Annotated in this window: 22 protein-coding genes; 14 read left to right on the top strand and 8 right to left on the bottom strand. The window is 69.3% G+C overall.

What is annotated here, in order from left to right; genetic code table 11:
- Nucleotides 1-59 precede the first annotated feature (59 nt).
- The 4 genes from E0H50_RS08305 (at nt 60) to E0H50_RS08320 (ending at nt 3,850) form a co-directional block, all read left to right on the top strand.
- Complete coding sequence (locus E0H50_RS08305; protein WP_131285996.1) at nt 60-914, top strand: esterase/lipase family protein; 855 nt, start codon at nt 60-62, stop codon at nt 912-914.
- Nucleotides 915-1,265: 351 nt separating this feature from the next.
- Entirely contained in the window at nt 1,266-2,027 is a 762-nt protein-coding gene (locus tag E0H50_RS08310) for a M23 family metallopeptidase (RefSeq protein ID WP_131285997.1), read from the top strand.
- Nucleotides 2,028-2,051: 24 nt separating this feature from the next.
- Nucleotides 2,052-2,570 carry a DUF6886 family protein gene (locus tag E0H50_RS08315; protein WP_131285998.1) on the top strand — a complete coding sequence of 173 codons (519 nt, stop codon included), beginning with the start codon at nt 2,052-2,054 and terminating at the stop codon, nt 2,568-2,570.
- Nucleotides 2,534-3,850: a lanthionine synthetase LanC family protein gene (locus E0H50_RS08320; RefSeq protein WP_202868053.1), complete on the top strand. Its 1,317-nt coding sequence runs from the start codon at nt 2,534-2,536 to the stop codon at nt 3,848-3,850. The genes E0H50_RS08315 and E0H50_RS08320 overlap by 37 nt, the downstream gene beginning before the upstream one ends.
- A gap of 7 nt (nt 3,851-3,857) precedes the next feature.
- Here E0H50_RS08320 and E0H50_RS08325 read toward each other — a convergent pair whose 3' ends face one another.
- The 3 genes from E0H50_RS08325 to pcrA all read right to left on the bottom strand — a co-directional run bounded on the left by E0H50_RS08325 (nt 3,858) and on the right by pcrA (nt 7,838).
- The gene (locus tag E0H50_RS08325) at nt 3,858-4,418 is read right to left on the bottom strand and encodes a hypothetical protein (protein ID WP_131285999.1); all 561 of its coding nucleotides are present in this window, start codon (nt 4,416-4,418) and stop codon (nt 3,858-3,860) included.
- A gap of 94 nt (nt 4,419-4,512) precedes the next feature.
- Nucleotides 4,513-5,463, bottom strand: coding sequence for a glycosyltransferase (locus tag E0H50_RS08330; protein WP_131286000.1), 951 nt, complete (start codon nt 5,461-5,463; stop codon nt 4,513-4,515).
- 56 nt (nt 5,464-5,519) lie between these two features.
- Complete coding sequence (pcrA, locus tag E0H50_RS08335) at nt 5,520-7,838, bottom strand: DNA helicase PcrA (RefSeq protein WP_131286001.1); 2,319 nt, start codon at nt 7,836-7,838, stop codon at nt 5,520-5,522.
- Nucleotides 7,839-7,920: 82 nt separating this feature from the next.
- Between pcrA and E0H50_RS08340 the strand changes: the two genes are divergently transcribed.
- Nucleotides 7,921-8,841 (top strand): alpha/beta hydrolase, encoded by a 921-nt coding sequence (locus E0H50_RS08340; protein ID WP_131286002.1) that lies wholly within the window; start codon nt 7,921-7,923, stop codon nt 8,839-8,841.
- 159 nt (nt 8,842-9,000) lie between these two features.
- Here the strand turns inward: E0H50_RS08340 and E0H50_RS08345 are convergent, their stop codons facing one another.
- Nucleotides 9,001-9,354, bottom strand: coding sequence for a hypothetical protein (locus E0H50_RS08345; protein WP_131286003.1), 354 nt, complete (start codon nt 9,352-9,354; stop codon nt 9,001-9,003).
- 100 nt (nt 9,355-9,454) lie between these two features.
- Between E0H50_RS08345 and E0H50_RS08350 the strand changes: the two genes are divergently transcribed.
- Entirely contained in the window at nt 9,455-10,051 is a 597-nt protein-coding gene (locus E0H50_RS08350) for a ClpP family protease (protein WP_131286004.1), read from the top strand.
- Nucleotides 10,048-10,656, top strand: coding sequence for a ClpP family protease (locus E0H50_RS08355; RefSeq protein WP_131286005.1), 609 nt, complete (start codon nt 10,048-10,050; stop codon nt 10,654-10,656). Before E0H50_RS08350 ends, E0H50_RS08355 begins: the two co-directional genes overlap by 4 nt.
- 82 nt (nt 10,657-10,738) lie before the next feature.
- On the opposite strand, the gene E0H50_RS08360 is transcribed toward E0H50_RS08355, so the two are convergent.
- A complete protein-coding gene (locus E0H50_RS08360; protein ID WP_131286006.1) occupies nt 10,739-11,812 on the bottom strand; it encodes a serine hydrolase domain-containing protein in 1,074 nt (357 codons plus the stop codon).
- A 51-nt stretch (nt 11,813-11,863) separates the two neighbouring features.
- On the opposite strand from E0H50_RS08360, the gene E0H50_RS08365 reads away from it, so the two are divergent.
- The gene (locus tag E0H50_RS08365) at nt 11,864-12,589 is read left to right on the top strand and encodes a PIG-L deacetylase family protein (protein WP_131286007.1); all 726 of its coding nucleotides are present in this window, start codon (nt 11,864-11,866) and stop codon (nt 12,587-12,589) included.
- Between the two features lie 41 nt (nt 12,590-12,630).
- The gene (locus tag E0H50_RS08370; protein ID WP_131286008.1) at nt 12,631-13,356 is read left to right on the top strand and encodes an alpha/beta fold hydrolase; all 726 of its coding nucleotides are present in this window, start codon (nt 12,631-12,633) and stop codon (nt 13,354-13,356) included.
- Here the strand turns inward: E0H50_RS08370 and E0H50_RS08375 are convergent.
- Entirely contained in the window at nt 13,339-14,667 is a 1,329-nt protein-coding gene (locus tag E0H50_RS08375) for a C1 family peptidase (protein WP_131286009.1), read from the bottom strand. The two genes, E0H50_RS08370 and E0H50_RS08375, sit on opposite strands and share 18 nt — an antisense overlap.
- Before the next feature lie 136 nt (nt 14,668-14,803).
- On the opposite strand from E0H50_RS08375, the gene rpsR reads away from it, so the two are divergent.
- The 3 genes from rpsR (at nt 14,804) to E0H50_RS08390 (ending at nt 16,325) form a co-directional block, all read left to right on the top strand.
- Nucleotides 14,804-15,046 carry a 30S ribosomal protein S18 gene (rpsR, locus tag E0H50_RS08380; RefSeq protein ID WP_130382967.1) on the top strand — a complete coding sequence of 81 codons (243 nt, stop codon included), beginning with the start codon at nt 14,804-14,806 and terminating at the stop codon, nt 15,044-15,046.
- 60 nt (nt 15,047-15,106) lie between these two features.
- The gene (locus tag E0H50_RS08385) at nt 15,107-15,679 is read left to right on the top strand and encodes a GNAT family N-acetyltransferase (protein ID WP_131286010.1); all 573 of its coding nucleotides are present in this window, start codon (nt 15,107-15,109) and stop codon (nt 15,677-15,679) included.
- A gap of 88 nt (nt 15,680-15,767) precedes the next feature.
- On the top strand, nt 15,768-16,325 hold the full coding sequence (locus tag E0H50_RS08390; protein ID WP_165547035.1) for a GNAT family N-acetyltransferase: 558 nt from the start codon (nt 15,768-15,770) through the stop codon (nt 16,323-16,325).
- 4 nt (nt 16,326-16,329) lie between these two features.
- Here the strand turns inward: E0H50_RS08390 and E0H50_RS08395 are convergent, their stop codons facing one another.
- Both E0H50_RS08395 and E0H50_RS08400 read right to left on the bottom strand, forming a co-directional pair.
- Complete coding sequence (locus E0H50_RS08395; RefSeq protein ID WP_131286012.1) at nt 16,330-16,971, bottom strand: response regulator; 642 nt, start codon at nt 16,969-16,971, stop codon at nt 16,330-16,332.
- A complete protein-coding gene (locus E0H50_RS08400; protein WP_131286013.1) occupies nt 16,968-18,467 on the bottom strand; it encodes an ATP-binding protein in 1,500 nt (499 codons plus the stop codon). The genes E0H50_RS08395 and E0H50_RS08400 overlap by 4 nt, the downstream gene beginning before the upstream one ends.
- Nucleotides 18,468-18,649: 182 nt before the next feature.
- Between E0H50_RS08400 and E0H50_RS08405 the strand changes: the two genes are divergently transcribed.
- Together E0H50_RS08405 and E0H50_RS08410 are read left to right on the top strand one after the other, a co-directional pair.
- Nucleotides 18,650-19,945 carry a PspC domain-containing protein gene (locus E0H50_RS08405; protein ID WP_131286014.1) on the top strand — a complete coding sequence of 432 codons (1,296 nt, stop codon included), beginning with the start codon at nt 18,650-18,652 and terminating at the stop codon, nt 19,943-19,945.
- On the top strand, nt 19,942-20,133 hold the full coding sequence (locus E0H50_RS08410; protein WP_131286015.1) for a hypothetical protein: 192 nt from the start codon (nt 19,942-19,944) through the stop codon (nt 20,131-20,133). Before E0H50_RS08405 ends, E0H50_RS08410 begins: the two co-directional genes overlap by 4 nt.
- The last annotated feature ends 290 nt before the right edge of the window (nt 20,134-20,423 follow it).

Here is a 20,423-nt window from a genome sequence, read left to right on the forward strand (position 1 = left end):
CCGGTTACCGTTGAAAGTGATCGGACCACCGGGGGGTCTGGTTTGGTGAGGAGGCGCGCATGGGCTCCTGGCAGGACGATGTCCGCGGCGCACTGGACGGACTCGCGTACGGCGCCCGCTCCGCGCTCTCGCCCCGTGTGCTGCACGGCGCGGCGGTCGAGCTCGGCTGGCTGACCACACACCTGGCGATGTACCCGCTCGGCCTCGTCAGCAGTGCGCCCGCGCTTCCCGCGCGGCTGAACCTGACCGGCCTCGGCCCGGTGCAGCGCGGCCTGCTGGTCAGCGACATCCAGGCGGCCGGTACGCCGATCCTGCTCGCGCACGGGATCATCGACAACCACACGGTCTTCGCGATGATGCGCCGGCACCTGGTGCGCCGCGGGTTCAGCAGCATCCACACGTTCTCGTACTCACCGCTGACGCTGGACGTACGCCGTACCGCGGAACGGATGGGCCGGGAGATCGAAGCGATCTGCGAGGCGTCCGGGTCCGACCAGATCCATGTGATCGGGCACAGCCTCGGCGGGCTGATCGCGCGGTACTACATCCAGCGACTCGGCGGCGACGCCCGCGTGCACAGCTGCGTCACGCTGGGGACGCCGCACCAGGGCACGCTCGCGGCCAAGCTGCTGCCGTGGCCGCTGGTGAAGCAGGTGCGGCCGGACAGCGACCTGATGGCGGAGCTGGCCGAGCCGGCGCCGGACTGCCGGACCCGGTTCGTCGCGTTCTACAGCGACGTCGACCAGTTGATCGTGCCGCAGCGCCGGGCCCGGATCGGGCACCCCGACCTGCTGGCGAGTAATGTCCGGGTCCACGGCGTGGGCCACCTGTCCCTGCCGTTCCACGGCGAGGTCGTGCACCGCATCACCGGCGTACTGGCCCACCTGGACGACGAAGAACCCAAAACTGCCTGATCGGGAAGCTTTCTGGGCGATTCGGGCGGATGCACGTGCAGCGGCTCATGCAAAGGTTTCGTGAAGGAGCCGCGGAAAAGTGGGTGGCGGGGTTTGTCACCCCGTGACCCTTCCGTTATGGTCTGTGAGTCCTCCCGGGGAATAAACCCCCCGAGAGGAGGAGAGAGCTTCCCCCTCCGCTCTCCCCTAGCCCCTCCCCTGTGACCGAAAGGCCACGTTGTGTCCCAGCACCGTGCCGCGGGAGACCGCGTCACGCCCGGCAACGCTGCGCGCAAACCCGGCGCAGGACGTCACAGTGCCAAGCATCGCGTCGCCAGGCGTAATACCCCCAGCAGCTCCCAGATCGTCGGTTTGACCGCTGCGCTCGCCGCGGCCGCCGGAGCTGTCGGCTTCAGCCACAGCTCGCTGGCGTCACCGACCCAGGCCAACTCCGCGGTGAACCTCGCCGCGCTCAGCCTGGACAGTGGGCAGCAGCTGTCCGGTATCACCACGGCACGCATCCAGGCGCGCCAGCTCGCCACCCGTGACTCCTCCCGGGTTCAGCTGGCCGACACGACGACCACCAAGAAGCAGTCCGCGGCCGCCAAGCTCGCTCAGGCCCGCGCCGCGAAGCTGAACGCCACCCAGGCCCTGACCGCGAAGCGCGCGAGCGCACTGGCCACCGCGAAGGCGAAGGCCGAGGCCGCCGAGCAGAAGGCCCGCGAGTCCGCCACCCGCTGCGAGATGATGCTCTCCGGCTACCACATCACCGCGACCTTCGGGCAGGGCGGCAGCCGCTGGGCCCGCAACCACACCGGCACCGACTTCGCCGCCCCGATGGGCACCCGGATCGGCGCCGTGATGAAGGGCGTCGTGATCTTCGCCGACTGGGCAGGCCCGTACGGCCGCCAGGTCCAGGTCCGGCACGAGGACGGCACCGTCACCTGGTACAACCACATGTCGAAGTTCAGCGTCGAGGTCGGCGAGACCGTGTACGCCGGTGACCAGGTCGGCGCGGTCGGGATGACCGGTAACACCACCGGCCCGCACCTGCACTTCGAGGTCCGGCCGGACGGCGGCGAGCCGATCAACCCGATGCCGTGGCTGCGCAACCACTGCGGTCTCAACCCCTGACACTCGCCTGACTAAGCTGCGGGCATGCGCCCGGCAGCTGGTGAGGTTCTGCACTTCTCCGAAGATCCGTCGATCGAGATCTTCCGGCCGCACGTCGCGAAAACGGCGCAGCAGGCCACGGCGTACGTCTGGGCCGTCGGCCACGACCGCGCGCCGGACTACTGGTTCCCCCGCCAATGCCCACGAGCGATGGCCTGGGTCGGACCGAACACCACTTCCGAGGACCGCGACCGAATCATCGGCGCCGGCTCCGGCTCCCGCGTCCACGCCGTCGAGTACGGCTGGCTGGACGCGATGCGCTCCGTCGAGCTGTACGCCTACCGCCTTCCCGCCGACGCCTTCGTCGAGCACGACGCCGCCGTCGTCGCGACCACCGACGTACGGCCCCTGAGTACGCCGGAACGGGTCGGCGATCTGTTCGCGCTGCACGAGGAGGCCGGGATCCAGCTGCGCGTCATGCGGCGGCTGCACGAATTCTGGGCCGCGGTCACCGCCAGCACCCTCGAGTGGAGCGGTATCCGGCTCCGGAACGCCCGGCCATGACGTACGGCGAGATCGGCGAAACGGCCTGGGGCTGGGTCATGGGCCAGGTCCGGTGGGACGACGACGGCCCCTGGATCCCCGAAGTCGGTGACGGCGACACCCCGGACAAGTACCCCGACGGGATGCACAGCGGGATCGGTGGGCTGGCGCATGTGCTTGCCGAGATCCGGCTGACGCGAGACTGGACGTCCGCAGAGCAGTCGTTGGTCGTCGGGATCGCCGATCGGCTCCGTGCGGCGATCCCGACGACCACATGCAGCACGTTCTTCGACGGGCTGGTCAGCTCGATCGGCGTGTTCACCGCACTCGACCAGCCCGGCGCCGGGAGCGCGCTCGCCCGAGCGCTCGAACTGGCGACCGACAACGGCTGGCACGAGAGCTTCCTCGACGGTGACCAGTACCGCCCGGGCGCGGTCGCCAACGACGCCACGTTGGGCACCGGCGCGCTGCTGATGGGGGCCCTGTGGGCCGCGCGTCACGGCGAGGACGGCGCCGCGCTCGCGCATCGGGCCGCGGATCTGTTGCTCGGCGAACAGGAGGAGTTGCCGACCGGGGTCAACTGGCAGTTCGTGTCCCGCCGGTTCCGCACCGACGACGAGCCGACCGAGATGCCGAACTTCACGCACGGTCTCGCCGGGATCGCGGCGGTGCTCGCGGTGGCAGGCGTGGAACTCGGGCGACCTGAGCTCGTCGACGTGGCGCGGCGCGGGGCCGAGCATCTGGTGACGCTCGGGATCAACGACGACAAGGGTTTCCGGGTGCCGCGGGTGATTCCGTGGACGGAGCGGCACGGCGACGAGTACACGTTCAACTGGTGCCACGGCGGGGCTGGGACCTTGGCGACGTTCAGTGCGCTCGAGTACGCCGACGTACCGGAGATCGCCGGTGAGACGCCGCAGACGTGGCGTCGCCGGTGTTTGGACGGCGTCCGGTACTCCGGCATCCCCGAGCGGCTGCATCCGGGTTTCTGGGACAACGACGGCCGCTGCTGCGGTACGGCGGGAGTCGGCGACGCGTTCCTCGACGCGTGGCACCGCGACGGCGACGAGCAGGACCTGGAGTTCGCCGTACGGATGGGTGACACGCTGGTCGAGCACGCCTACCCCGACGGGTACTGGCGGTTCGTCGAGTACCGGAACGAGGATCCGCTGCTGCCGCCGGGCGTCGGCTGGATGCAGGGCGCGGCCGGGATCGCGGCGTACCTGCTCAGGCTCCAGCGGGTGCTGGGCGGCGACCAGCGGGCTGTCGAGCGGATGGAGAACTGGTTCAGCCTGGGTTAGGGCGCCCTTAGCGCTGCCAGACCTCGGCGGTGGTGAGGAATGCTGACGAGCCCGGCTTGTCCGGTGAGCCGTCGACCTGGACGAAACCGGGCACCGAGGCGCCGCCGATCGACACCGTCGCGGACCGGACCGGGGCGATCACCAGGCTCAGACTGTGGTTGCCGTCGGCAAGCTGAAAGTTGTCGGTCGCGAACAACCGCCGGTCCAGGACGCCGCTCATCTCGATCTGGATGTCCGCGGCCTTGGCGCTCAAACCGTCGGCCAGGTTCATCGAGACCTGGACCAGGTCCCGTTCGACGGCGGGCTCGTGCCACGGCAGGCCCTGGACCTCGAGGAACGAGCGGACGAAGTACTGCTCCAGCCAGGAGGCGAGATCGACGTCCTCGGACACCACGCGGACGATCCCGTCGAACCACAGCACGACCGCCGTACCCGAGCCGCGGATCGACCAGTCGACCATCCAGATCGACGCGTACGCCGTCACCTTGCCGTGCTCGTCGAACAGCCGGAGGCCAGGATTCGCTCCCGCCAGGATGATCCGGCGGTTACTGGCCGACGACTTGGACATGAGGGGCGCTTCCGGGAGGGGCCGAAGATCCTTGATTGTCTCAATCTCGGGGTCAGATGCAACGCAAACTCCCGAAAGCTTCACGTCGATCTGCTCACGGTCGCCACGGATGGGCGCGTTCCGCGGCGGCGACCGGATCGTCGGGCCAGACGATCGGGTGGGTGGCGACGCCGGCGCGACCCGGCAGCTTCCGCGCCGACTCGACCGCGCTGAGCAGGGCCTTGGCGGTCACGTCCGCGGAGTAACGCTCCGTGATCCAGTCCCGCGCCGCGGCACGGACGGGATCGTCCGCGGGTACGTCGACCAGCTCCAGGGCTCGATCCGCGAGCAGGTGCGGCCGCGCGTCGTCGATCCGCCACGTGCCCGGCGCCTCGAACAGTTCCTCGCCGCCACCGGCCGGGTACCCGACGACCAGGCAACCGGCGGCGAGCGCCTCCGCGACCGGCAGGCCGAATCCCTCGGAGATCCCCAGTGCGATGAACACGGAGGTCCGGCCGAGCGCCTCCACCACTTGGCTCTCGGTGAGCTCCGCGAGTACGGCGAGGTGGATGCCGTCGGCTCGTGGATCGTTCCGCAGCAGGCGTTCGAGGACCGCGGCCTCGAGCGGGCGACGCCGCGGCATCCAGGCGATCTGCCGCGAGCGGGCGCCGGGCCGGAACAGGTCGGTGTCGATCGGGTTGGGCACCAGGCGGACCGGGAGTTCCGGGTGCAGGCGGCCGAGGACGTCATGGCTCTCCTGCGACACGGCCCAGACCTCTGGCGCCGGGTCCCAGCCCGGGTACCCGGTGGTGTCGCGCCATGACCAGAAGGTCAGGAAGTGGTTCTGGTTGAAGATCACTTTCCGTACGCCGGGCGCGGGATCCACACCTGGCAGCAGGTACAGCTCCGGTACGACGAGCAGGTCGTCGGCGCCCAGCTCGAGATGATCGTTCCCGAGGATCGGCGCGGTCGTCTCGAACCACGGCAGCCGGTAGCCCGGCGTACGGAACCACAGCGCGGCGTCGATCCCCGCCGCACGCAACAGCTCGACGTGACGCGCCTGCACCCGAATCCCACCGCCGGGAGAATCAGGCTCCTTGACGGCGTAGACGACCCGGGGACTCAGATCTTTTCCACAGGTGCATACCGCAGCAGGAGCCGCTTGACGCCTTCCGAGCCGAAGTCGATGTCGGCCTGCGCCTGCTGGCCCTCGCCGCGGACCACGACGACGGTGCCCATCCCGAAGCTGTCGTGCACCACCCGGTCGCCTGGGTTGAGGCTGATCACCGGTTTGTCGGACGCGGTCCGGCGGGCAGGCTCGTACCGGCTGGGGATCCCGCTGCCGCGGGTCGTCCCGGTGCCGGACCAGCGCGTGATCGCCGACTCGTCGCGGCGCCAGTCGAGCAGCTCGGCCGGGATCTCCTCCAGGAACCGCGACGGCGGGTTGTGCTGCGGAGCGCCGTACGCCGAACGCACCGCGGCGCGGGAGATCGCCAGTCGCTGCCGGGCCCGCGTGATACCGACGTACGCGAGCCGGCGCTCTTCCTCGAGCTCTTTCAGGTCGGTCAGCGACCGGGAGTGCGGGAAGACGCCGTCCTCCATACCGGTCAGGAACACGACCGGGAACTCCAGGCCCTTCGCGGTGTGCAACGTCATCAGCGTGACCACGCCGCCGTCGTCGGCCGCGTCCGGGATCTGGTCTGCGTCGGCGACCAGCGCGACCCGCTCCAGGAACGCCTGCAGGTCCGCGGCCTCGCCGGCGGCGGTCCGCTCCTCGACGAACTCACGCGCCACCGAGATGAACTCGTCCAGGTTCTCCAGGCGGGTCTCGTCCTGCGGGTCCGGGGACTTCTGCAGCGTCTCGTAGTAGTTGGAGCGGTGCAGGGCGACGTCGAGGATGTCGTCCGGCGGCGCGCCCGAGTCGACCATCGCGGTCAGCTCGTCGAGGATGTCGACGAACGCCTGGACCGCGTTCACCGAGCGTGACGCCATCGCCGGGGCGTCCTCGGCCCGGCGCATCGCCTGCGCGAACGAGATCCGGTCCCGCTGGGCGAGCGCCTCGATCGCGGCCTCGGCCCGGTCGCCGATCCCGCGCTTCGGCTCGTTCATGATCCGGCGCAGCGAGACGGTGTCCTCGGGGTTCACCAGGACGCGCAGGTACGCGAGCGCGTCACGGACCTCCTTGCGCTCGTAGAACCGGACGCCGCCGACCACCTTGTACGGATGGCCGGTCCGGATGAAGACTTCCTCGAACACCCGGGACTGCGCGTTGGTCCGGTAGAACACCGCGACATCCGACGGCTTCACCCCGTCTGCGTCGGTCAGCCGGTCGATCTCGTCGGCGACGAACTGCGCCTCGTCGTGCTCGTTGTCCGCGACGTACACCGCGATCTGCTCGCCCTGGCCCTGATCGGACCAGAGGTTCTTCGCCTTGCGGCCCTCGTTCCGGCTGATCACCGCGTTGGCCGCGGTCAGGATGGTCTGGGTGGAGCGGTAGTTCTGCTCCAGCAGGATCGTCTCGGCCCCGGCGAAGTCCTCCTCGAACGCGAGGATGTTGCGGATCGTCGCCCCGCGGAACGCGTAGATCGACTGGTCGGAGTCGCCCACCACCATCAGCTCGGCGGCCGGCGCGGTCGGGCCGTTGGAGTTCGGGTCGTCCTCACCGCAGAGCTCGCGGATCAGCGTGTACTGCGCGTGGTTCGTGTCCTGGTACTCGTCGACGAGCACGTGGCGGAAACGGCGCCGGTAGTACTCGCGAACCTCCGGGAAGGCCTGCAGCAGGTTGACCGTGGTCATCAGCAGGTCGTCGAAGTCCAGGGCGTTCGCCTGGGCGAGCCGCTCCTGGTAGATCCGGTAGCACTCGGCGTACGTCTGCTCGAGATGATTCTCCGCCTTCGCCGCGGAGGTCTCGTGGTCGATCAGCTCGTTCTTCTGGGTGCTGATCCAGTTCAGCACGGCACGCGGGTTGTACCGCTTGACGTCCAGGTCGAGCTCGCGGCAGACCAGTGTCATCAGGCGGCGCGAGTCGGTGTCGTCGTAGATCGAGAACGTCGAGTTGATCCCGAACCGCTTGATGTCGCGGCGGAGGATCCGCACACAGGAGGAGTGGAACGTCGAGACCCACATCAGCTTCGCCCGCGGGCCGACCAGGTCCACCACCCGCTCGCGCATCTCCGCGGCGGCCTTGTTGGTGAACGTGATCGCCAGGATCGAGCCGGGGTGCGCGTCGCGGGCCGCCAGCAGGTAGGCGATCCGGCGGGTCAGCACCCGTGTCTTCCCCGAGCCCGCACCGGCGACCACCAGCAGCGGTTTCCCGGCGTGCACGACCGCGGCGCGCTGCTGCGGGTTCAGTCCCTCGAGCAGCGCATCCGGGTCGGCCCGAGACGTCTTCGACTCCTCCAGCGGCACCGGGAGCTCATCAGGCGAAAACAGCGTAGTCATCACCCAACACCTTAGGCGCTCCCCCGGACACTTTCCGAAAACGGGTTCGAAGCGCGCGTCCCGGACTGCGAGGATCAACCCCATGGACGCCTCTGAGCTGCGGTACGACGACCTGGTGGACCGGGTCGAGGTTCTGTACAACGACCACCACTACCGCGCCGCCGCGGACCTGCTGGCCGCGGAGCGCACCGGCCTGGAGGCGTGGGCCGCCGAACTCGCCCACGTGCGGGCCTGCATGCTCGGCGCGGACGGTGACGCCGACGGGGCGATGCAGGTCCTGCTGGACGCGAGTACGGCGGGTGCGTGGTGGGCGCCCGAGATCTTGGTGGACGACGACCTGGAGGCTTTGCAGGACCGTCCCGCGTTCCGCGAACTGATCAAGCTGTCAGAGGCCAGAGTGGCCGACGACCCGGTCCCACCTCTCGTCGCCCTGCCGGACGGGCAGCCGGTCGGGGTTGTTGTGGCGCTTCATGGCGCGGGACAGCGAGCGGGGCATGCTCGGCGGGACTGGAGTGGGGTGCTGGAGCTCGGGTACGCCTTGGTCTGTGTGCAGTCGTCGCGGCGGATGTCGCCGATGTACCGCACCTGGCCGGATCCCGAGCACGCGCGCGCGGACATCGCCCGCGCCCTCGCCGAACTGCCCGCCGAGGTCGAACACCTGCCGTTGATCGCGGCGGGGTTCTCGGCGGGTGGGCGGGTCGCGATCGACTGGGCGCTCCGCGGCCGGCCGACGCCGGTCGCCGGCGTACTCGCGGTCGCCCCCGCGCTGCGTGAACTCCCGGACGCGACGGCCGAGAAGTTGTCACCGGCAACGATCTGGATCGGGACCGACGACGATCTGCTGGCGGTCGTCGACGGCGCGGCGGATCAGCTGACCGGGTTCACGATCGAGCGGCTGCCGGGACTCGGTCACACGTTCCCCGCCGGCTTCAGCGAGTTGTTGGCCCGCGTTCTCCAGCGTCCCACGCCAGAAGTCCGCGGCATAAGTCCGATCACGCGCTGACACCCCTTGGAACCAGCTCCCCGAACCAGCCCTCCTTGACGCCCCCGCTCCCCCCCAAACCGGTTTGGGGAGGCTTTCCACCAGGACTGGGGAGCGCTACAGCCCGATCCGGGAGGGTAGGACTCCCCACACGCCGTCGCGAAGTTGCAGCGCAGGACGCTAGGACTGCTGGCGCGTCAGATGGAGGGTGACCGGAGTGGTCGTGCCGAGCCAGTGCAGCTTCGCGTTGTGGTCGTCGTACGACGTGACGCGCAGGCCGGGAACGCCTTCGATCGTGCCCTCGTAGTCCTTCGCCGCCAGGTGCGCGACGACGTCCGCGAGCTCGGGGCCGTCCATCCACTCGAGGCGGGCGAGGTCGGGGCGAGCGGCCCACATGTCCACCCAGGCGGCCGGGTCCTCGCTGAACAACGTCGTACGAAGGATCATCGACACCGCCCCGAGCAGCGTCGCGGCCGGCGTGGCCGTCAGCTCCAGCAGCGCCCGCTCCTGCTCTGACAGTTCGTCAGTCAACATCACTCGCAGGAGATTGCCACAGGAACGGCTTCGCTGTGGGCAGACTTGCCGTCAGCAGAAAAGCTGGGACGGCGCGGTTCGCCGCGTCAGGGTGGATGACATGGCAGAAGACATGAAACCGCCGATGTTCAACGAGACCGCGCGGCAGCGGTTGCTCGGGCAGCGGATCGTCGTCCTGGACGGGGTTCTCGACGACGACAACGGGACCCTGCTGGCCAGCCAGATCATGTCGCTGGCGGCCGAGGACCCGGACACCGACATCGCGTTGTGGATCCACTCGCCCGGCGGTTCGGTGCCGTCGATGCTCGCGATCCGGGACGTGATGCGGCTGGTGCCGTGCGACGTGTCGACGCTGGCGATCGGGCTGGCCTGCAGCGCGGGGCAGTTCCTGCTGTCGGCCGGTACGCCGGGCAAGCGCTACGCGTTGCGGCACGCCCGCGTCCTGATGCACCAGGGCTCGGCCGGGATCGGCGGGTCCGCCGTCGAGATCGAGATCCAGGCCAACGACCTGCGGCACATCCGCGACACCGTGCTCGGGCTGATCTCCGAGGACACCGGGCAGCCGTTCGACGTCGTGCACGAGGACTCGCGGCACGACCACTGGTACACCGCCGACCAGGCCCGCGAGTACGGCTTCATCGACCACATCGTCGAGTCCTTCGACCAGGTCATGCCCAGGAAGGCGGCCGCAGCATGAGCAGTTACACGATCCCGAACGTGATCGCCCAGCACCCGCGCGGCGAGCGGATCATGGACGTCTACTCGCATCTGCTGACCGAGCGCGTCATCTACCTCGGGACGGGCATCGACTCCGGGGTCGCGAACGCGATCATCGCGCAGCTGCTGCACCTGGAGACGGACAATCCCGAGGCGGAGATCAACCTCTACATCAACTGCGACGGCGGCGACATGTCCGCGATGCTCGCGATCTACGACACCATGCAGTACATCCAGTCGCCGGTAGCGACGTACGGCGTCGGGCAGGCGATCTCGGCCGGCGCGGTGCTGCTCGCGGCCGGTACGGCGGGGCGCCGGGCGCTCCTCCCGCACGCGCGCGTCGTACTGCACCAGCCCGCGGGCCGTAGCCAGGGCACGATCCCGGACCTGATCCTGCAGGCGGACGAGGTGGTCCGGGTCCGGAGCCAGGTCGAGGAGATCCTGGCACGGCACACCGGCCAGTCCATCGAGCGATTGCGCCAGGACACCGACCGCGACCATGTGCTGACCGCGGAAGGCGCCAAGGAGTACGGCATCGTCGACCTGGTGATCAGCGCGCGGACGGCGGTGCCCGTGCTGACGTAAACCTCCGGTGGGTGGGCGTCCGAGATGCAGGGTTCGCGCCCCGGATCCCGTGCGCAAACCCTGCATCTTGGACGTCAACCCATCAAAGGTCAGCGGCTGCGAGCACCGCGTCAGCGACCGCGGCGTGGTGGCGGAGGTCCGGCTGCGGGCGGCCGACCCGGTTGGTCAGGTACGCGTACGCGATCCGCCGATCCGGGTCGGCCCACCCGATACAGCAGTTGCTTCCGTTGTGGCCGAACGCCCGCGGGCTGCTCAGTGAGCCCAAGGACGACACGGCCCCCTCCATCCACCGCGGCCCGCCGAGCTGGAAGCCCTGAGACCACCGGACCGGCGCCCGCGCCACCGGGTCGTATTCACCCTCGCTGGTCGGCTCGAGCGCGATCGCGAGCGTCTCCGGCCGCAGCAGCCGGCCCTCCAGCAACGCCTGGTAGAGCGCGGCCAGGTCGCGGGCGGTCGCCGAGATCCCGGCAGCGGGTACGACGGCCTCGCGCGTACTGCGGCGGTTCACGACGGACTGGATGAACGGCCCCAGCGGACCCGACGCGCGGATCGGCACATGCCGGTCCCAGAGCTCGGCGGGCAGGCCGAGGTACGTGTCCACGACACCGAGCGGTTCCAGCACGGAACGCCGTACCAGCTCGTCGATCGGTGTCCCGCTGCAACGCCGTACGACCTCGCCGAGGATGAACCCGAACGCCAGCGGGCTGTACCCGACGGTCCCGATCGGCCAGCGCGGTTTGGCCTCCGCGATGCGGTGGATCGCGCGGTCCCAGTCGGTCATCGCGCGGACCTCGCCGACGTACGAGCCCGCGTTCGGGACGCCGGTCCGGTGCCGCAGGACCTCGCGGACCGTGATCTCGCGTTTGCCGTGCTGCGCGAACTCCGGCCAGTACGCCGCGACCGCGTCGTCGAGATGCAGCCGCCCGGACTCGACGAGCTGATGGACCACGATCGCGACGTACGGCTTGCTTGCGGAGAAGAGCCAGAACAACGCGTTCGGTGAACACCCGAAGGAGTGGTCGACCACCGTCCGGCCGTCCCGGACGACGCACAACTGCGCGACCCCACCACGCGCCTCGACCAGTCCGATCGCCTCCGCGAGGCGGTCGGGGTCGAAGCCGGCGTCCTGGGGGTCGCAGACCCCACCGAACTCCATGAGTCCACTGTGCCTGCCCGGGCAAACCCGGCGGGCGGTTAGGGTCCTGCTGTGAGCGTGCCTGAGGCGAATCCGCGACCGGACGACGAGATCGAGCGGATCCTGGTGGTCGTCGCGCACCCGGACGACATCGACTTCGGCGGCGCCGGCACGGTCGCGCTGTGGACCAAGGCCGGGATCGAGGTCCAGTACTGCATCGTCACGGACGGGCAGGCCGGCGGTTTCGAGCCGGATCGGGATCGCGCCGAGATTCCCGCCGTACGCCGGGCCGAGCAGACCGCCGCCGCGCAGCACGTCGGGGTCCGCGAGCTGCATTTCCTCGGGTACCAGGACGGGTCCGTCGAGCCGACCGCGGAGCTGGTCCGCGACATCAGCCAGGTGATCCGCAAGGTGCGGCCGCAGCGGCTGCTCACGCAGTCACCCGAGCGTTCGTGGCACCGGCTGCAGGTCTCCCACCCCGACCACATGGCTGCCGCCGAGGCGACGGTGCGCGCTTTCTACCCGGCCGCCGGGAACCCGTACGCGTACCCGGACCTGACCGAGGAGGCGTGGGAGGTCGGCGAGCTGTGGATGATGGACCACCCGGTCGCGAACCACTACGTCGACATCACCGACACCTTCGACCAGAAGCTGGCGGCGCTGATGTCACACACCAGCCAGCACCGCGACCCCGACGGCCTCCGCACCGGCATCCGCCGCAACTTCGCCGCCGTCGCCACAGCGGCGGGCTACCCCGCCAACCACTACGCCGAAGCCTTCACGGTCGTCCGTCTCTAATCAATTTGCTCCCTCCGGGTCAGGCCGTGGAGGGTGCAGCCATGACGATTTCTCATGACGTGACCGGGGACGGCCCGGATCTCCTGCTGGTCCACGCGGGCGTGGCAGACCGCCGGATGTGGGCCCGGCAGGTGGCGGAGCTGCAGTCGACCCATCGGGTGATCACGCTGGACCTCCGCGGGTACGGCGAGACGCCGCTCGAGCCGAAGTACTCCGACGCGGGCGATGTGCTCGCGCTCCTGGAAGAGGTCGGCGCGCGGGACGTGATCGCCGTCGGAGCGTCGTACGGCGGATACGTCGTACAGCAGGTGGCGAGCCGTCGGCCCGAGCTGTTCTCGCGCATGGTGCTGCTCTGCGCGCCGACGGACAACGTGCCGCCGGACGACGAACTGCGGGCGCTGTGGGCCGAGGAGAACGCGCTGCTCGAAGCCGGCGACGTCGACGGCGCGACCGACCTCACCGTACGGCGCTGGATCGGCCCGGACGCAGACGCCGAAGCCCGCGAACTGCTGCGGGCTATGCAGCGGCACGCGTACGACGTACAGCTCGCCGCCGGCGACGTGGACAACGAGGAATGGCCCGTCGAACCCGAGAAGATCACCGCCCCGGTCCGCCTGATCACCGGCGCCCACGACTTCACCTTCTTCACCGACAGCGCCACCTACCTGGCCGACCGCCTGCCGAGCTCGGAACACATCCACCTCCCGTGGGCCGGCCATTTGCCGACCCTCGAGAGGCCTGCTGAAGCACTAGGCCTGATCGGCTAGCGCGCCCATCGGGTCCCAGGCGGGGAGGACGATCGGGGCCTCGTCCAGGCGGGACTGCAGGTCGGCCGGCAGCGCGGAGCGGCGTACGGCGACCTCGAAGACGTGCTCGCCGAACCACGAGTCGTTCATGGTCCAGAAGCCGCTGTCGGCCTTCTCGTCGCCCCAACTGTTCTCGACCCGCCAGCGGCGCGGCTTGCCGTCCACCAAGTCGACGCCGGTGAACAGCATCGCGTGCGTCATCAGCGTCTCGTGGTGCACCAGCCGCTCGGCCTTGTCCAGCGTGAACTCGGTGTCGTACACCGCGCCGTAGTCGTACAGCTTGGCGTCCCAGAAGCCGAGGTCGGAGTTCATCTGCTTGCCGACGTCGCAGCCGAACCAGACCGGCTCGCCGCCGACGATCGCGTCCTGGGTGAGCTGCTTGATCAGATCCATCTCGACGTTCAGGTACACCACCGGCGGCGCGTCGATGACGTTGCCGAGGAAGTCGACGGTGAAGGTCCGCCCGACCGGGCTGGTCTCCCGCGGGTCGTGCACGAGACACACGTACTCGTCGACCGGCAGCTGCACGTACGCCGCCGCGAACTCGGTCGGCGTGGTCCACCCGTCGCGGTGGAAGCCCTTGTCGCTGTCCTTCCACTGCCACAGGAACTTCTGCGGCGGCGTACCGAGGTGGATGCTCAGCACCCGGTGCACGGTGGTCAGGATCTCCCGCTTGCGGTCGCGGCGTGCGTCGTCGGTGTCGAGCGCCCGCAGGTCGCGCGCGCCCTGGCGGAGCAGCTTGCGGAGGGCGTCGTTCAGCTGCGCGGTCGCGGACGAGCTCTCGGTCTCCGGCATCGCCGACTTCGGCACCAGGCCGTGCTTGCGGACCAGCGCGACGAACATGTTCCACTGGCCGCCGTCACCGATCGGGTCCGACAGCAGGTGCGCGACCGTCCGGTCGTCGGCGTCCCGCTCGGAGGTCTCGATGATCGCCTCGAGGAAGAAGTTCGAACGCTCGAACTTGTCCCAGAACAGCAGGTAGTTCTGGGAGAACTCGAAGTCCTTGACCCCGAGCTTGTCGGCCGCGCCGGCGCGCAGCAGGTTCAGCCCGGCGAACAGCCAGCACCGCCCGCTCTTCTTCTGATTGGTGACCTTCCAGTCGTCCAGCAGATTGGACACCGAGTGGTCCATCGACGTGACGACCTGGCGATCCAGGGCGATGCTGTTGACCGGCGTCTGCGTGACGGCGTTCTGCATCACCCGGTACTGCGGGTTCGACGCGAACTCCTTCTCGAAGAGCGCGAGCTGATCGGCTGTGAGATTCCGCTCCATAAGAGTCGACGGTATATCAGTCACCAAGCCCGTACCGAAGGATCGGAGTGGCGAATCTCTGCCCTGGCCAAATCGCGCCACCGATGAGACGTTGCGCTACGCTAGTTGAAAACGACATTCAACAAAGGAGGCCGTCATGGCCCGACGCCCGGTCCCCACCGGCAAGCGCAAGCCGAAGCAGAACCCACTGGACCGCGACGGCATCACCTTCATCGACTACAAGGACACCGCCCTGCTCCGGAAGTTCATCTCCGACCGCGGCAAAATCCGCTCCCGCCGAGTCACCGGCCTGTCGGTCCAGCAACAAAAACAAGTAGCCCGAGCCATCAAGAACGCCCGAGAAATGGCCCTCCTCCCCTACACCTCCTCCGGCCGGTAAACCCCAGGAGCGTCGAGTTAGCGGACGCAGAACGTCCGGAATCGGGGGTACGTTGGCGGTATGTCCGACGTCACGATCAGAGCGCTCACGCCGGAGACGTTCGACGACTTCGCCGCGCTCGTCGAGCGGAACAAGGGAATGTTCGCCAGCTGCTGGTGTACGCATTTCCACCCCGACTGCGCGGAGAAGGGCCAGAGCGCGGAGGGGAACCGGGCGCTCAAGCAACGTCTGGTGGCCGAGGGGATCGCGCACGCGGCACTGGTCTACGACGGCGATCGGGCCGTCGCCTGGGCGGAGTACGGATCGCCCGAGGAACTGCCCAACATCCAGCACCGCAAGGAGTACGTCGCCACTGCCGAGCGACTGCCCGACTACCGGGTCACCTGCATCCTGGTCGAGCGCAGCTATCGCGGTCGGGGTCTGGCGGCGATCGCCCTGCGCGGAGCTGTCGAGCTGATCGCGCAGGCCGGCGGCGGCGTGGTCGAGGGCTACCCGCACGACACCGGCGGGGTCCGGAAGAAGAACTCGTCGTTCCTCTACAACGGCACCCGCACGATGTACGAGCGCGAGGGTTTCACCTACGACCGGCCCAAGGGCCTGGGCAACTGCGTCATGGTGCGCGAGGTGCACTGACGCGGGGTCGGGCTGGAAACTCGTTTGTCGAGGGGCGGCGTCAGGTGCTTGGTTGGTCGGCGACCGAGTCCGACGAAACGAGATACCTGTGCTGCTGCCTACGCCGACGTTGTCCACCGATCGCCTGCGGTTGCGTCCGTTCGACGACGCGGATGCGGACGCGCTGTTCGCGCTGCACAGCAACGCGTATGTGCTGCGGTACTGGGACTCGCCGCCGTGGACTGAGCGCGGTCGCGCCGAGCGGTTCGTCGCCGTGTGCCGGACGATGGCGGAGGAGGGTACGGGCGCCCGCGTGGCCATCGACCGTGCCTCCGACGGGGAATTCCTCGGCTGGTGCAGCGTGAGCCAGTGGAATCCGGACTTCCGGAGCGCGTCCCTCGGCTACTGCTTCAACGAGGCGGCCTGGGGCCACGGCTACGCGACGGAGGCCGCCCGCGGCGTACTCCGATGGGCCTTCGACACCCTGGACCTGAACCGTGTCCAAGCGGAGGCCGACACCCGCAACCTCGCCTCCGCCCGCGTCCTCGAAAAACTCGGCTTCGTCCGCGAGGGAACCCTCCGCGAAGACTGCATAGTCAACGGAGACGTCTCCGACTCCTGGGTCTACGGCCTCCTCCGCCGCGAATGGACCCCAGAGTCCCACTAGGCGATTACACCAGGCGGCGGTCGGTGGCCCAGCGGGTCAGTTCGTGGCGGTTGGAGAGTTGGAGTTTGCGGAGGACCGAGGAGACGTGGGTTTCGACGGTCTTCACGGAGATGAAGAGTTCGCGGGCGACTTCCTTGTACGCGTAGCCGCGCGCGATCAATCGCAGTACCTCACGCTCCCGCTGTGACAGCCGGTCCAGGTCCTCGTCCACCGACGCGATGTCGATGGCACCCGAGAACGCGTCCAGCACGAACCCGGCCAGCCGCGGCGAGAACACCGCGTCACCCTCGGCGACGCGGTTGATCGCGTCGACGAGTTCGGTGCCGGAGATGTTCTTGGTGACGTACCCGCGGGCGCCGGCCCGGATCACGCCGATCACGTCCTCGGCGGCGTCGGAGACCGACAGCGCGAGGAACTTGATGTCCGGGTGCCGCTGGTGCACCTGCTTCATCACCTCGGTACCGCCGCCGCCCGGCAGGTGGACGTCGAGCAGTACGACGTCCGGCTCGGCGCCGACGATCGCCTTGACCGCGCTGTCGACGTCAGCTCCTTCGCCGACGATGTCGACCGAGGTGCCGATCTCGCTGCGTACCCCGGCCCGGAACATGTCGTGATCGTCGATGACGACAACGCGCCTGCTGCTCATCTGTCCATCTCCAGTCGCACTTCGGTGCCTGTCTCGGGATCGGACCGCACCGTCGCGCGTCCGCCGTGCCGTTCCATTCTGCCCATCACACTGTGCCGCAAGCCGAGCCGGTCGTCCGGGACCTCGTCCACGTCGAAGCCTTTGCCGCGGTCGCGGACGAACATCTCCACCCGGTCGCCGTCGACCTCGACGAACACGTCGATCTTCGCCGCGCCGGAGTGCTTGGCGGCGTTCACCATCGATTCCCGGGCGGCCCGGACCATCGACGCCAGCGGCTCGGTCAGGTCGCAGTCGCCGACCGTGACCACCTCGATCGGTACGCCGTGCGAGTCCTCGACCTCGGCGGCCGCCTGCTTGGCCGCGCCGACGATCGTCTGGTCGGCGTCGTGTTCCTCGTCGTACAGCCAGGACCGCAGCTCGCGTTCCTGCGAGCGCGCCAGCCGGGCCACCGCCTTCGGGTCCTCGGCCTGTTTCTGGATCAGCGCGAGCGTCTGCAGTACCGAGTCGTGCAGGTGGGCGGCCATGTCGGCGCGCGCCTGCGAACGCACCCGTTCCGCGCGCTCGGAGTTCAGGTCGCGGCTCAGTCGGTGCACCCACGGCCCCGCGATGACGCCGATGCCGACGACGGCGAGCAGCAGCGCGATCAGTACGTCGCCGACCATCGAGAGCCGGCCGTTCTGCACCAGGAACAAGGTGACCGCAGTGCCGAGCAGGATCAGACCGACGGCGATCCGGACCAGCGACTTCCAGCCGCCCTTGCCGAGCACCAGGCCGATGATCGGGACCCGGACGTCCCGCGCCCACTTGTCCTTCTGGCTCTCGTCCGCCTGCCGCCAGATCAGCGCCAGACCGGTCGCGGCGAACACCAACGGCCAGAACAGCTTCCCGGCGATGCCCAGTCCGGCGACCTGCAGCAGCAGGACCAGACCGATGCCGATGGCCACCAGCGCCGGCAGCTGTCCGCGGCTCTTCTCCCGCTTCCGCTGCTTCGCCTCGGCGACCGGCGGCGCCGGTTCGTCGGTACGCAGCCCTTTACGCGTATGCGCAGCCAGCCCGGGCGCTTCCGGCACGGTCTCCGGAGCGAGCGGCATCAGGAACCACAGCGCCGCATAGATCAGTAGGCCGAATCCGCCGGACACCGTGGTCGCGATCAGCACGAGCCGTACGACGGTGTCCGACACGCCGAGGTGGTCCGCGATCCCGCCGGCCACACCGGCAACGACCCGTCCTTCCGTACGCCGGTACGCCCGGCGCGGCGGGTCGGAGACCGCCCGCGGAGAGGACGCCTGCGCCGGTCCAGCAGCCGCCCCCGGACCGGCGTACTGCTGATTGCCCATCCGCGCGGCGTAGGCGGCGTACGGGCCTTGATACTGCCCCGGGCCCTGCGGCCCCCAGCCCTTGAAGCGCCACTGGTCCTGGTTCTGCCCAGGCGGCGGCTCGGGTGGGGCTCCGTTCGCGGAGGACCCGCCCGGCGGCGCGGCTGCTGGCTGGCTCATCACAACGATCGTCACATGTGGACCGGCCCGACACCAGCAGGCTTGTCCCCGGCCGCCTCCTCAGCGCCCGCCCGGCGGGCTCAGGGTCGCCTAGGGGAGAACCCCGATTTCCAGCGACTCCGGGGGTCCTCAGGGGCCATCCCCGATGTTCCACGCCAATGGTTGGTGTGACTATCGATGACATGGAGCAGAACCAGAGTGGACCCGCCGGGTTCGACCGCGACCGCCTGCAGAACCCCCAGAGCTGGCGGCGCAGCAGGTCGGACCGCTGGGTCGCGGGTGTCTGCGGCGGTATCGGCCGCGCGCTGAACATCGACCCGGTGCTGGTCCGCGTGGTGATGGCCGTCCTGATCATCAGCGGTCCGGGCGTGATCTTCTACATCGCCGCCTGGGTCCTGATGCCCGACGAGGGCAGTGACCGCTCCGCCGCGCAGGGCGTGCTCGGCGACCGGGTCCGGTCCGACCACCCGTGGTTCTGGCCGGTCGTGATCGGCGCCTGCGTGTTCCTGGCGATCGCGATGATGTCGTCGTTCAACTTCGGCCGCTTCATCCCCGGCCCGCTGATCGTGGTGGGCGTCATCTGGCTGATCGCCAAGCAGCGGAAGGGCAACAAGCCCAACACGCCTGGCCAGCGCCCCCAGGACACGGTGCCGCCGGCCACTTCGGCGTACGCCGGTCCGCAGCAGACCACGGCGTACACGCCTCAGACCGGCCCGTCGGCTCCCTCGGCGGGTCCGTCGTCCTCGGCCACACAGCGACCCCAGGACCGCACCGTCGAACCGGTCCAGCCTGTGTGGACCGAGGACGACCCCCTCGGCCTGTACGTCGACGAGCCGGCCGGCAGCGCCCCGCCGGTCGCGAACACCCCCGCCGGACCGCCCGCGAAGGGCATGCGCGGGATCAAGTCGATCATCGTCGTACTGACCGGTCTCGCGATCGGTATCGCCGCGCTGGCCGGTGCCCCGACAGCGACCATGCTGGTCATCGGCCTGGCGACGCTCGGCGGCGGCATGCTGCTCGGCGGGTTCGTCGGCCGCACGCTGGCGCTGCTGCCGCTCGGCATCCTGCTGGCCCTCGGCGCGATCGCCAGTACGGTGTTCGCCGGGGTGCCGCGGAACTTCGCCGACACGAACTACGTCGCGCCGGCCAGCCAGACGATCACCGCGACCGGGACGAGCTACCAGTTCGACGCCGGGTCGGTGCGCCTGGACCTGACCCAGGCGAAGTTCGGCCCGGGCGCCAAGGTCGAGGTGCACGGCGGCCTCGGCGAGGTCGTGGTCAAGCTCCCGCCGGACGTGGACGTGCAGGGCGCGCTGTCGACCGAGATGGGAGACGTTGCCTTCCTCAACGAGCACCGGGGCGGCCATAATGCCGAACTCAAGCTCAACGACCTCGGCACGGACGGCAAGGCCGGCCCGCAGCAGGTCACCCTGGACCTGGACCTCAGGCTGGGCAGCATCAAGGTGGAGCGCGGATGAACCAGCAGCCCCGGAAGACCCGGCCGGACGTGCCCGGCGTGGTGGCCGGCACGGTGCTGGCCGGGGGCGCCACGATCTGGATGCTGACCGACAACGGCGTACTCCAGACCGACGACCTCGGCGTCACCAGCGCCCTCCTCCTGGTCGCCGCCGGCCTCCTGGGCCTGGCCGCATCACGTCGCGCGTAACTCACCGGAGCCGCGGTCCCTGTCCGCAGCACCCGGAAGCTGTCGACCTCTCTCCGGGCAGAACTGGTGGCCGGAGACAGGAACTGGCGACTGGAGACACGCAATAACGGCTCTTGTGACTGACACGAAGAAGAACGTGACACGCTGCTCGGAACGTGGTTGGGGTGGGCTGGCGTCAGGTTGGGATGGGGTCGAAGCGGACGGTCAGGCCGAGGGCGTTGGCCTGGTTGGTGATGTGGCGCATGGTGCGTTGGGGGTTGCGGCGGGTGAAGTAGTCGGCGCCGAGGTCG

Source organism: Kribbella sindirgiensis (assembly GCF_004331435.1).
Classification (GTDB): domain Bacteria; phylum Actinomycetota; class Actinomycetes; order Propionibacteriales; family Kribbellaceae; genus Kribbella; species Kribbella sindirgiensis.